The organism is Nocardia wallacei (assembly GCF_029869545.1).
GTDB lineage: Bacteria > Actinomycetota > Actinomycetes > Mycobacteriales > Mycobacteriaceae > Nocardia > Nocardia wallacei_A.
Genome location: NZ_JARWQD010000074.1, coordinates 15,134 through 27,516, shown reverse-complemented (window position 1 = coordinate 27,516; position 12,383 = coordinate 15,134). Strand labels below are relative to the sequence as shown.

The 12,383-nt window shown below is 69.9% G+C and carries 11 protein-coding genes; 4 read left to right on the top strand and 7 right to left on the bottom strand.

What is annotated here, in order from left to right:
- Together QH290_RS04945 and egtA are read right to left on the bottom strand one after the other, a co-directional pair.
- On the bottom strand, positions 1–609 hold a 609-nt coding region (locus QH290_RS04945), incomplete at its 3' end, for a DinB family protein (protein ID WP_280382092.1).
- 61 nt (positions 610–670) lie between these two features.
- Positions 671–1,957, bottom strand: a complete 1,287-nt coding sequence (egtA, locus tag QH290_RS04940) for an ergothioneine biosynthesis glutamate--cysteine ligase EgtA (protein WP_280382091.1) — start codon at positions 1,955–1,957, stop codon at positions 671–673.
- 215 nt (positions 1,958–2,172) lie between these two features.
- On the opposite strand from egtA, the gene QH290_RS04935 reads away from it, so the two are divergent.
- Entirely contained in the window at positions 2,173–3,369 is a 1,197-nt protein-coding gene (locus tag QH290_RS04935) for an aminotransferase class V-fold PLP-dependent enzyme (RefSeq protein WP_425303551.1), read from the top strand.
- A 5-nt stretch (positions 3,370–3,374) separates the two neighbouring features.
- Here the strand turns inward: QH290_RS04935 and pth are convergent, their stop codons facing one another.
- Positions 3,375–3,956 (bottom strand): aminoacyl-tRNA hydrolase, encoded by a 582-nt coding sequence (gene pth, locus QH290_RS04930; protein WP_280266554.1) that lies wholly within the window; start codon positions 3,954–3,956, stop codon positions 3,375–3,377.
- Between the two features lie 22 nt (positions 3,957–3,978).
- The gene (locus tag QH290_RS04925; protein WP_280266553.1) at positions 3,979–4,584 is read right to left on the bottom strand and encodes a 50S ribosomal protein L25/general stress protein Ctc; all 606 of its coding nucleotides are present in this window, start codon (positions 4,582–4,584) and stop codon (positions 3,979–3,981) included.
- 299 nt (positions 4,585–4,883) lie between these two features.
- Between QH290_RS04925 and QH290_RS04920 the strand changes: the two genes are divergently transcribed.
- The gene (locus QH290_RS04920; protein ID WP_280266552.1) at positions 4,884–6,500 is read left to right on the top strand and encodes a peptide chain release factor 3; all 1,617 of its coding nucleotides are present in this window, start codon (positions 4,884–4,886) and stop codon (positions 6,498–6,500) included.
- Between the two features lie 6 nt (positions 6,501–6,506).
- Here QH290_RS04920 and QH290_RS04915 read toward each other — a convergent pair whose 3' ends face one another.
- Positions 6,507–7,031, bottom strand: coding sequence for a nuclear transport factor 2 family protein (locus tag QH290_RS04915; protein ID WP_280266551.1), 525 nt, complete (start codon positions 7,029–7,031; stop codon positions 6,507–6,509).
- 73 nt (positions 7,032–7,104) lie between these two features.
- Positions 7,105–7,980 (bottom strand): DUF4393 domain-containing protein, encoded by an 876-nt coding sequence (locus QH290_RS04910; RefSeq protein WP_280266550.1) that lies wholly within the window; start codon positions 7,978–7,980, stop codon positions 7,105–7,107.
- Positions 7,981–8,250: 270 nt separating this feature from the next.
- On the opposite strand from QH290_RS04910, the gene QH290_RS04905 reads away from it, so the two are divergent.
- Together QH290_RS04905 and QH290_RS04900 are read left to right on the top strand one after the other, a co-directional pair.
- Positions 8,251–9,573 carry a DUF445 domain-containing protein gene (locus tag QH290_RS04905; protein WP_280266549.1) on the top strand — a complete coding sequence of 441 codons (1,323 nt, stop codon included), beginning with the start codon at positions 8,251–8,253 and terminating at the stop codon, positions 9,571–9,573.
- The gene (locus QH290_RS04900) at positions 9,570–10,406 is read left to right on the top strand and encodes an Abi-alpha family protein (protein ID WP_280382090.1); all 837 of its coding nucleotides are present in this window, start codon (positions 9,570–9,572) and stop codon (positions 10,404–10,406) included. Before QH290_RS04905 ends, QH290_RS04900 begins: the two co-directional genes overlap by 4 nt.
- A gap of 5 nt (positions 10,407–10,411) precedes the next feature.
- On the opposite strand, the gene QH290_RS04895 is transcribed toward QH290_RS04900, so the two are convergent.
- Complete coding sequence (locus QH290_RS04895; RefSeq protein WP_280382089.1) at positions 10,412–12,235, bottom strand: ABC-F family ATP-binding cassette domain-containing protein; 1,824 nt, start codon at positions 12,233–12,235, stop codon at positions 10,412–10,414.
- Between the last annotated feature and the right edge of the window lie 148 nt (positions 12,236–12,383).

Below are 12,383 nucleotides of genomic sequence, written 5' to 3'. Positions count from 1 at the left end.
CCCCCCCCCCCCCCCCCCCCCCCCCCCCCCCCCCCCCCCCCCCCCCCCCCCCCCCCCCCCCCCCCCCCCCCCCCCCCCCCCCCCCCCCCCCCCCCCCCCCCCCCCCCCCCCCCCCCCCGCCCCCGTCCGCAGCTGATGGGTGGCCAGCATGGTCTCGTCGTGCTGCTGCTCGTGCTGGGCGATCATCCCGAAGGCGAAGCCACCGTCGACCAGCCGCGCGCCCCGTAAGGTGCTGTGCGACAGCACATCCCACACCTTCAGCCGCACGGAGCCGACATAACCGCGGGCCTCGTCGGGGTTGAGCAGCGGGAGCGCGGGCCGGTCCGCGCGCGGATGCTGGAAGGCGTCGTAGAGGTGATCGATATCGGCGCGCACCGGTTCCCGCCCGCCGACATCGCGCACCAGCCACAGTTCTTCCTGATTGCCGATGTGCGCCAGATCCCAGACCAGCGGGCTCATCAGCCGCGAATGCTGGGCCACCAGCTCTGCCTCGTCGATGCAGTCGGTCAGTGCCGCCGTGCGCGCCCGCGCGCGCATGAGCACCTCGGCGATCTGCTCGCGCAGCCGCTCGGTCTCGGCGCGGTCGGTCCCGGTGAGATGAACAGTCATGTGAGAGCGTCGCTTTCGTCGAGCTGTAGTGATGGAGTGCCGTCCGCCCCGCTGTGCCGCATCAGCCGTTCACCTCCGGGGCCTCACAGGCGGCCGGTTCGCCGGTGGGCGTGCGGCCGCTGCGACATCGGTGCGCGGCCGCGTGTAGTTCGCCCGCGGCCGCGGGCGTCGCCGCGTGCTCGGCGGCCAGCGCGAGCAGATCGACGGCGGCCGAACGGATCTGCGGATCCGCCAGGCCGCGGCGCGCCGCCTCCAGCCACTGGCCCGCGACCGGGGCCGCCAGCCGGGTGGCCTCGGCGACCACGGCCGGTGTCGACATGAGCGCCTCGAGGGCATGGATCGGCACGGTCCAGCCCTCGCCCGGCTGCGCGTCCAGATAGCGCACCTCGAGATGCCCCGAGGCCCGCACCGGCGGGAACATCGTGCTGAGGTGATAGTCGAGATCGGCCTGTTCGGGGCGGCGCCCGACCTCGTCGTCGAGCGCGCCGCACAACCAATCGGCGAAGGTGGCGCCCGGCGGCGCGGCCCAGTCGCCCTCGCCGTCGGTGCGGCGCACGCACAGCAGCGGCACGTCCAGCGCCCAGCGCGCGTATTCGGTCATCGGATCGGACCAGTGCTGCACCGCCGGGCGGGTGCGGGCGTGATCGAGGCGCAGCCAGGCCCGCATTCGCTGCGAGGCCCACGTACCGGTCGGCGCGCCGTGCAGGTCCGGCGAACAGGCGAAGGCCGCCAGCAGCGCGGGGCCGATGGCATACAGCGCGGTCCAGCGGGCCGCCACCTCGGCGCGGTCGGCGCCCGCGTCGACGCTCACCTGCGTCGCGGCGGTATTGCACATCATGAGTCGGCCGAACGGCCCGATGCCGTCGAAACAGCGCTCCATGGCCTGGTAGCGCGGCAGCTGCAGCACCCGGGACGGCCCGCGGGCGGCATCGGCCGCGGCGGCGACGGTGCGAATGGAACGAGTGTGGAGCAGCGTCTCCAAGCGGCGCGCATCCTCGCGCAGGTGCTCACACAATTCGGAAGCGGCCCCGAACGGGGCGCTGGAAAGTTCGATCTGACCGCCGGGTTCGACGGTGACCCGGCTGCCCCCCGGCAGCGGCAGAGCCGGAGAATCGGGGGCGACGGACCGCGGTGCGTACGGTCCCAGTGCCTCCGCGAGCACCGGCAGCTCCGGACGCGCACCCGGCGCCGAAGACCCACCCTGCGCGGTGAGCCACTCCAGTTCGGCGCCGATCAGCGTCGGTGGGCCCTGTTTGAAGCAGACGCCGCCCACATAGGCCTCGGCCACCGCCCGGGAGGAGAAGCCGGCGCCCGCACCGATCGGGGCCCGTACCGCCGTGACTGCCATGCCAACCTCCGCTCTGCCGCGACTGAGAGTTTTCAGCCGCCGCAGCAGTGCCGCCGATAGCTGTGTCGGATGTGTGGGAAGACCCGGCCACCGCCTTCCGCCGACCCGAACCAGAATAATGGCGGCTACCGACAAGGAGTCCGAAAAGTTGGTGACGGTCCGCCGACCAACCCTCCCTACCAGGGCAAACATCTGAGTCTTCTATCGTCGGTGAGGTGCTGGACCAGACTCGCCTTCGCGCCGACATCCCCGCCTACGACGACCCCTCCCGGCCGTCGCCGGTATTCCTCGACAGCGCCGGATCCTCGCTGCCGCCCCGGGTCGTGCTCGACACGGTGATCGGCCACCTGCGGCGCGAGGCCGAGGTCGGCGGCTACCGCGCGGCCAACGAGCGGCTCGACGATCTGGCCGCCGTCAAGTCCGCGATCGGCGCGCTCATCAACGCCGACCCGTCGGGTATCGCCCTGAGCGACAGCGCAACCCGGTCCTGGGCCGACTTCTTCTATTCGATTCCGCTGTCCGCGGGCGACCGGATCCTGGTGTCGGGGGCGGACTACGCCAGCAATGCCATCGCCGCGCTGCAGCGCGCCCGCGCCACGGGAGCCGTCGTGGAGGCCATCCCCAGCGACGCGACCGGCCAGATCGATCTCGAGGCCCTCGCCGACCTGGTCGACGAGCGGGTGAAGCTGGTGTCGCTGCTGCACGCCCCGACCAACGGCGGCCTGGTCAATCCGGTCGCCGAGGCCGCCCGGATCGCGCACCGGGTCGGCGCCACGGTGCTGCTGGACGCCTGCCAGTCGATGGGCCAGATTCCGATCGATGTCACCGCACTGGACGTCGATGCGCTGTCGGCGACCGGGCGCAAGTGGCTGCGCGGGCCGCGCGGCACCGGATTCCTCTATGTCCGACCGGAATTGGCCGCGACCATGGAGCCCGCGCGCCTGGATCTGCACAGTGCCTCATGGACCGGACCGCAGGAGTATCGCCTGATGCCCGACGCCACGCGGTTCGAATTCTGGGAGCACGACGTCGCCGCGCGCCTCGGCCTCGGCGCCGCCGTGCGGTATCTGCTCGAGCTCGGCCCCGGCAACGTCTATGCCGCGGTCGCGGCCAATGCCGGACAGCTGCGCAAGACGCTGCCGCAGGTACCCGGCGTGACCGTGCGCGACCTCGGCACCCTGCACAGCGGCATCGTCTCGTTCACGGTGGACGGCGTGCATCCGCACGAGATCCGCGATCGGCTGCGCGAGCAGGACATCACCGTCACGGTGAGCCATCGCGGCTCCACGCTGCTCGACATGTCCGCACGCCACCTGGACGCGGTGGTGCGTGCCTCCCCGCACTGCTTCGTCACCACCGAGGAACTCGACCGCTTCGTCGACGCCGTCGCCGCCCTCGGCGCGGCGCGGTGAGCCGCTCAGTGCAGCTGGTTCTGTGCGGGCTCCAGGCCGACCTTCAGGAGGAGTTCGACCGCGTCGGCGGCCTGTTCGACGCAGACCGGGAGTTCCTTGCGTTCCACCGAGGAGAACGGCTTCAGGACGAAGTCGGCGGGGTCCTGGCGGCCGGGTGGGCGGCCGATGCCGAACCGCACCCGCAGATAATCCTTGGTGGTCAAAGCGCTGGAGACCGAACGCAATCCGTTGTGGCCGCCCTCGCCGCCGCCGCGCTTGAGGCGGATCGTGCCGAACGGCAGATCGAGCTCGTCGTGGATGGCGATCACCTCGGTGGGCGGCACCGAGAAGAACCGCGCCAGCGCCGCGACCGGGCGGCCGGAGACGTTCATGTACGAGCGCGGCTTGGCGATCAGCACCTTGCGCCCGTCCAGCCGGGCCTCCAGCAGATCGGCGCCCGACTTCTTGTGCACGGTGAACCGGCCGCCGACGCGCCCGGCGAGCACATCGGCGACCATGAACCCGACATTGTGCCGGGTGCGCTCGTACTCGGACCCGGGATTACCCAGTCCGACCACCAGCGCGGGCCCGGCATTCGGCTCGGTCATCGAGAACCGTTGCGCGAGGCTCTTATTCGGCGCTCTCGCCTTCGGCGGCCTCTTCCTCGGACGCCTCTTCCTCGGCCTCGGCGGCCGGCGCGGTGATGATGTTGACGATCAGCGTCTCCGGGTCGCCGGCCAGGGTGACACCCTTCGGCAGCGCGATCTCACCGGCGGTGATCTGGGTACCGGCCTCGACGCCCTCGACCGAGACCTCGATCTCCTCGGGGATGTTCAGCGCATCGGCCTCGATGGACAGCGTGGTGGCGTCCTGGGTGACCAGGGTGCCCGCGGCGGCGTCACCGGTCAGCACGACGTGCACATCGGCGACGACCTTCTCGCCCTTCTTGATGGTCAGCAGGTCGGCGTGCTCGATGTAGCGGCGGATCGGGTGCACCACAACGGACTTGGTCAGCGCGAGCTGCTTCTTGCCGTCGATCTCCAGGTTCAGCACCGCGTTGGCGCCGTGCTGACGCAGAATGGCGGCGAAGTCCTGGGCGTTGACCGAGAGGTGCTGCGGGGCGGCGCCGTGGCCGTACAGCACGGCGGGCACGTTGCCGGCCCGGCGGGTGCGGCGCGCGGCGCCCTTGCCGAACTCGGTGCGGACGGTGGCTTCGAGAAGGCTGGCGTCGGACATGACTGATGAACTCCTACGGCTCTCCGGGCGGTCTACGTGCTGCCAGGGGCTGATCCTGGGCTGAGGTCTGCTCGTCGGGCGAAGACCGAACGAGGACGGCCGGAAGCCGGGCCACGTCGATCACGGTGTGCACAAGGACTCACCCTCGCCGAGACAACCCGAGAAGACTAGCACGCGGGCGACACGCCCCCGCACCGGGCCTACCCCGGGCATTTCGGCACATCTCCCCCACGCGGGACCGAAATGCCGTTCACGTACCCTGGAGCGGTTGCCTGTCCCGCGAAGAGGAGCCCTCCCCCGTGAATTCTCCGACTGCTGGCGCGACCGCGTCCGGTTTGGCCGAAGAGGTCGCGCGGCGGCGCACATTCGCGGTGATCTCGCATCCCGACGCGGGTAAATCCACGCTCACCGAGGCCCTGGCGCTGCATGCCAAGAAGATCGCCGAGGCGGGCGCCATCCACGGCAAGGCCGGGCGCCGCTCGACGGTCTCGGACTGGATGGAGATGGAGAAGGCGCGCGGCATCTCGGTGAGTTCGACCGCGCTGCAGTTCGAATACGACGACTGCGTGATCAACCTCGTCGACACCCCCGGCCACTCGGACTTCTCCGAGGACACCTACCGGGTGCTGACGGCCGTCGACGCGGCGGTCATGCTCATCGACGCCGCCAAGGGCCTGGAGCCGCAGACGCTGAAGCTGTTCCAGGTGTGCCGCCACCGCGGCATCCCGGTCATCACCGTGATCAACAAGTGGGACCGCCCGGGCCGCGCGCCGCTGGAGCTGCTCGACGAGATCAACGAGCGGATCGGCCTGATCCCCACGCCGCTGTTCCTGCCCGTCGGCATCGCGGGTGATTTCCGCGGCCTGCTGCGCCGCGGCCCCGACGGCGCGGCCACCGAATACGTCCACTTCACCCGCACCGCGGGCGGCGCCACCATAGCACCGGAGGAGTCCTACCGCCCCGACCAGGCGGCCGCGCGCGAGGGCGAGGCGTGGACCACCGCCGCCGAGGAGAGCGAACTGCTCTCGGCCACCGGCCAGGACCACGACCAGGAGATGTTCCTGGCCGGGCAGACCTCGCCGGTCATCTACGCCTCGGCCATGCTGAACTTCGGCGTGCGCCAGCTGCTGGACACGCTGGTGGCCCTGGCGCCCGCGCCCGGCCCGCGCGCCGATGTCGACGGCACCCCGCGCGAGCCCGGCGATCCGTTCAGCGCGGTCGTGTTCAAGGTGCAGGCGGGCATGGACACCGCGCACCGCGACCGGCTGGCCTTCATGCGGATCGTGTCCGGTGAGTTCGAGCGCGGCATGGTGGTCACGCACGCCCAGACCGGGCGGCCCTTCGCGACCAAGTACGCGCTGACCGTGTTCGGCCGCGAGCGCGCCACCGTCGACACCGCCTATCCGGGCGATGTGGTCGGCCTGGTGAACGCGACCGCGCTCGCGCCCGGCCACACCCTGTTCGTGGACAAGAAGGTGCAGTTCCCGCCGATCCCGTCGTTCGCCCCCGAGCATTTCGCCACGCTGCGCGCCCGCAGCGCGGGTAAGTACAAGCAGTTCCGCAAGGCGATCGACCAGCTGGATTCCGAGGGCGTGGTGCAGGTGCTGCGCAACGACACCCGCGGCGACGCCTCCCCCGTGCTGGCCGCGGTCGGCCCGATGCAGTTCGAGGTCGTCACCGCGCGCATGCAGGCGGAGTTCAACGTCGAGACCCAGCTCGACTTCCTGCCGTATCAGCTGGCCCGCCGCACCGACGCCGCCTCGGCGCCGGAACTCGATCGCCAGCGTGGCGTCGAGGTCTTCACCCGCACCGACGGCGCCATCCTGGCCCTGTTCAGCGACAAGTGGCGATTCCAGTACATCCAGAAGGAAATGTCCGAGCTGACATTGGAGCCACTGGTCGCCGCCACCGACTGATTCCGCTCAGCCCATCGTCTCGGCGGCGTCCGGTGGCGGGCCCTCGCTGTCCGGTGTCATCCCCGGCTCGCGGGCGATCAGGCCCCAGCGGCTGGAGGTCAAACGCAGGCTGGGCAGGTCCGAGAGCGACAGCACCACCTCGTAGGTGCGCTCGTAGCCGGTGTGGGCGATGCGCCAGCGGCCGTCGTCGCACTTCACGTACTGGTCGTTGTAGAACGCGGCCCCGCGCAGCAGCATGTTGTGGGCGGGGATGAGGACCGTATCGGCCAGGTACCACGTGCCGGTCGCGCTGTCGCCGTCGACGTCGATCTCGGGATGGTCACAGCGATGCTCGGTGATCACGTGCGGGCCGAGCGTATTGCGCATGAACGCCAGGAACGCGTCGCGCGATTCGAACTGCAGGTACTCGCTGTAGGTCGCCGTCGCCTCCGGGATCAGGGTATCGGCGAACTCGTCCCAGGACTTGGTGTCGAGTGCCCGCAGGTACCGGAACTTCAGCCGGCTGATCGCGGAGACGGCATCGGAATCCATACCTCCACAATCCCATCCGCTGTGCCGGATCTGCGCGGATCGGGAAATTTGTATCGGATTGCTATCGGAAGCGTTACGACCCGTTGATACTGAAGCAGGTCTTGCAGAAGTCCTCGCCGAACTCGGTCAGGCGCAGACTCTTTCGCACGATCTTCGGCACCCGGCCCGCCTGCTTGAGCGCCGACTCCACCACCGGCTGCACCTCGAGCACCATGTAGCGGCTCAGCACCACCGGATCGTCGGAGGTCACCAGCAGCCCGAGCCGGTTCAGATTGATCAGGTACAACCGGGCGCGATCCGGGTAGCGCACACCCGACTGCTCCGGCACCGAGGTCAGATCCCCGGCCACCAGCTCCGAGCCGATGCCCAGCGGCCGGTTGGTGCGCACGTCCACCGACGGCTGCGGTCCGTTGAGGGCCATGAAGCGCAGGATGCGGGCCTCGTCGGGGGCGATCTGGTCGAGGATCCGGTCGTAGGCCGGGTGCACGTCCTCGGTGAAGTACACATCCGCCGAGCGCGCCAGCAGCGCCTCGCCGCGGCGGCGCAGGTCGTCGAGGCTCGACGAACGGACATATCCGCCGGGGATGGCCTGCGGCGCATGGCCGTTACCGGTGGGAACGTAGCTGACGATCTCGCGGACCGAACCCTCGGTGACGCCGAGGATATTGCGGGCCACCGACTGCAGGGCCGCACCGGCCCGCTCGGCGATATCGGCGGACGACTCGCCGTTGATCGCGGCCTGCGTGATCTCCTTGGTGACCTCGTAGGTGGTGCCGACCGCCCACTGCCCGCCACGCACGGCAGTACCCGCGGCCAGCCCGGCCGCGCGGAAGACACCCCGGATCAGGCGGGCCTCGTTGCTGATCTGCCGCTGCTCCACATCCGAGCTGCGTTCCACGGCGCGGGAACCGGGTCGGACCACATCCTGTCCGGTCCTGTCGTCTGCCACGTGCTACTCCGAATATCGCCTAGGTGAGCGGAAATCCGTTCACATTATTGCCGCCGCTGTGGTGGTGGTCATTCTTCAGGTACCCGATGTCCGATGCGACATTCCGGGCAGCCGATGTGACCGAAGTCTCCCACCTCCGGTCGCTGTGGACCAGATCCCCTCCGAATTGGACCCAATTCCTGAATCCACAGTAAGGTCCCCCCAGCCGACGGGGTACGTTGAGGTGCCGGTGAGGCGGCGGTCACCGGTAGGGGTCGGCAGGAGGGTGTCGTGCTTGACAGTGTTTTTCATATCCACCCGACCCTATTGCTGGAACTGATCACGATCCCCCTGTTCACCGGCGTCATCGGCTACATCACCAACTGGACCGGCGTCCTCATGCTGTTCAAGCCGATCCACTTCCACGGTGTCCGGGTGCCGGGCCTGCGCTGGCTGTTTCCCTACCTGCCCAAGCGAATTCAGGTGCTGCCGCTGCTGCAGTACGACGGCCGGGCCGGCTGGCAGGGCATCGTGCCCTCGCGCGCGGACAAGATGGCCTCGATCGCCGTCGACAAGGGCCTGTCCAAGCTCGGCAGCGTCGGCGACTTCTACCGGGAGCTGGAGCCCGATGCGCTCGCCGAACATCTCACCGCCCTCGCCGAGGAGCAGATCCGCGACATCGTCGAGGACATCGCGGTCCGCGAACATCCGCAGCTCTGGTACAACCTGCCCATCCAGGTCCGCGAGATGGTGCACGAGCGGGTGCGCCAGCAGCTGCCCGATGTGCTGCGCGAGCTGACCGACGAGCTCGGCAACAATATCGAGCAGCTGCTCGACGTCAAGTCGATGGTGATCCGCTATTTCCAGTCCCGGCCGCAGCTGCTGAACATGGTGTTCCAGGTGCTCGGCGCCAAGGAACTGCGGTTCATGCAGAATTTCGGCTTCTACTTCGGCGCGCCGATGGGCGCGGTGCTGGTCGGCATTCTGCATCTGACGCACTGGCCGACGCTGGTGGTGCTGCCGGTGGGCGGGATCATCATCGGCTGGGTGGTGAACTGGATCGGCATCAATCTGATCTTCGAGCCCGCCTATCCCCGATGGTGGTGCCCGTGGCGGCAGGGCCTGCTGATCAAGCGGCAGTCGGAGATCACCCACGGATATGCGGACCTGGTGGCCAGTCAGGTCATGACCGTCGCCAATGTCGGGGACGAACTGCTCAACGGCCCGCGGTCGGATCGCACCATGCAGATCCTCGAGGACACCCTGCGCCCGGCCACCGATCGCGCGCTGGGACCGGCGCGCGGGGCGCTGAAGTTCATGATCGGCAGCCGGGACTACGAGACCCTGCAGACCCGCTTCGCCGACGAGGCCAAGAGCCTGGCACCGGCCGCGTTCGCCGATCCGGCGTTCAACGCGCAGCAGAGCAAGAATGTCAGCCAGTACATCGCCAGGCAGATGGCGGCGCTGCCGCCGCCGGACTTCGTGGACATGTTGCGCTCGGCCATCAGACAGGACGAGTGGCTTTTGTTCCTGCACGGCGGTGTGCTGGGCCTGTTCGCCGGTTACGCTCATATCCTGATCTTCGGAACGGCGATTGCGACGCAATGGATATGACGGACCCGGACCCCGGCGACGATGCCGAGTACTCCACCGAACTGCTGCCACGCCCGGCGGCCGAGCTGGCCGTCACCGCCGAGAACGATTCCGCGCGAAGACATTCCACGGTGCGCACCGCGACCGGTGTGATGCGGGTGGCGCTGTCGGCGGTCACCGAGGCGACGGCCTGGGGCGTGGGCACCGCGCTCGGCGTCGCCGACACCGTCGTGCGGGGCAGCATGGCCGGGCGGCCGCCCCAGCACGTGCTGTCGGAAGCCGGTGAGCAAGTGCGGGATTCGGTGCGGCGCGCCCTCGGGATTCCCCCGCCGATCGACCGGCCCGCCGCCGAATCCGCACCGAGTCTGCGCGAGCGCGGCGCCGAACTGCTGCGCCGGTCGGCGAGCGTGCACGGGAGCGACGGCGATCATCCGGCCTTCGCGCGGATACTGTCCGACCTCGCGCCCGACGAGGCGCGCGTCCTGCGGTTCCTGTATCTCGACGGTGCGCAACCGGCGCTGGACATCCGGACCGGGCGGCCGTTGAATCCGGGCGCGCAGCGAATCGAGCCGGGGCTCAACATGATCGGCACGGACGCCACCCTGCGCTTCCCCGAACGGATCGGCTCATACCTCACCAACCTGCGCCGGCTCGGCCTGGTCGAGTCGACCCGCGACCCGCTGGACAATCCCGCCCGCTACCAGCTCCTGGAATCCCAGCCCGAGGTGCGCCGCCTGCTCAAGCGCACCGGCTTCGGCACCAAGGTCTTCTACCGCAGCATCGCCCTCACCGGCTTCGGCACCGATTTCGTCCGCACCTGCCTACCGGTGCCGCCGCTCGACCAGGCGTTGTAGCCGGGCTAACCGACCTCGTCGGCCAGCTCCAGCCACCGCTCCTCGGTCGACTCCTTCTCGGCCTGGACCTGTTTCAGCTCGGCGCCGAGGGAGACCAGTTTGTCGGGGTCGGTGGCGGCCTCGGCGAGGGCCGTGTGCAGCTTCGCCTCCCGCTCGGTCAGCTTCTCCAATGCCCGTTCGAGGCGGCCGAATTCCTTGCGGGCGGCGCGGTAGGCGGCCGAATCCGTCGCGGGGGCGGCCGAATTCGACGATCCGTTGGCGGCGGGGCGCTGGGCCGCCGCGCCGAGTGCGGCGCGCCTGCGCAGGTACTCCTCGATGCCGCCGGGCAGGTTGGTGAGCTTGCCGTCGCCGAACAGCGCCCAGGTGGAGTCGCAGATGCGCTCGATCAGGTAGCGGTCGTGGCTGATCACCACGAGGGTGCCGGGCCAGCCGTCGAGCAGGTCCTCGAGCTGCTGCAGGGTGTCGATGTCGAGGTCGTTGGTGGGCTCGTCGAGCAGCAGCACGTTCGGTTCGCCCATCAGGATGCGGGTCAGCTGCAGGCGGCGGCGCTCACCACCAGACAGGTCCCGGACCGGCGTGCGCTGCTTGGCGGGCGTGAAACCGAGCCGTTCGGCGAGCTGACCGGCGGAGATCTCCTTGTCGCCCAGCATGGTTCGCTCGGCGACATCCGACACCGCCTCCAGCACACGCATATCCGTGGGCAGATCGTCGAGTTCCTGGCGCAGCCAGCCGATTCGGACGGTCTGCCCCTGAATCCGCTTGCCGGTGGCCGGTTCCACCGCACCGGCCAGCACCCGCAGCAGCGTGGTCTTGCCGGAGCCGTTCACCCCGACCAGGCCGACGCGCTCGCCGGGCGCCAGCCGCCAGGTCAGATCGTGCACCAGTTCGCGGCCCCCGGCCAAAGACGCGCCGGGGCCAGCTGGCGCGGCGACGGTCGCGTTCTCCAGCTCGATCACCACGCGCCCCAACCGCTTTCGGGCGAACGACGCCAGCTGCACGGTGTCGCGCGGCGCGGGCACGTCGGCGATCAATGCCTCGGCGGCCTCCACCCGGTAGCGCGGTTTCGAGGTGCGCGCCTGCGGGCCGCGGCGCAGCCAGGCCAGCTCCTTGCGGGCCAGATTGCGGCGGCGGGCCTCGGTGGCGTCGGCCTGCCGGGCGCGTTCGGCGCGGGCGAAGATCCAGTCGTTGTAGCCGCCCTCGTAGCTCTCCACCTTGCCGCCCACCACCTCCCAGGTGCGGGTGGCGACGGTATCGAGGAACCAGCGGTCGTGCGTCACGACCACCAGCGCGCTGCGGCGCGAGAGCAGATGGTCGGCCAGCCACTGCACACCCTCGACGTCCAGGTGGTTGGTGGGCTCGTCGAGCACCAGCACGTCCAGCTCGCGGACCAGGGCCGCGGCCAGCGCCACCCGGCGGCGCTCACCGCCGGACAGGTTCGCCACCGGCGCGTCCATGCCGAGATCCGCGATGCCGATACCCTCGAGCACGGTGCGGATGCGCGGATTCGAGGCCCACTCGTGCTCGGCGACACCGTCGGTGCGCGCGTCGTCGGCCAGCCCGGCCAGCACCACCTCGCCGACCTTGGCGCCCTCGGGGAGCACGCCGCGCTGTGTCACCACCGCCATGCGCAGGTCGCCACGGCGGCTGACTCGCCCGCGGTCGGGCTCCTCGATCCCGGTCAGCACCTCGAGCAGCGTGGTCTTGCCGCCGCCGTTGAGGCCCACCACCCCGATCCGCTCCCCCTCCTGCACCCCGAGGGAGACGTCGTCCAGCAGCGGCGTGATGCCGAAGCTCTTGTGGACTTGTTCGAGATTGATCAGGTTGGCCATGAATCCTTCTGTGCTGCCGTACCGCGCCGGTAATTACCGAAGGCAAGCGTACCGATCGCGCCACCGGCTTCCGCCCGGCGGTTCGCGGGCGGCGGGTTCCTCGCGACCGCCGCGCCGGCTGCACCGGTGGCCCTTCGAGACCGTGCGC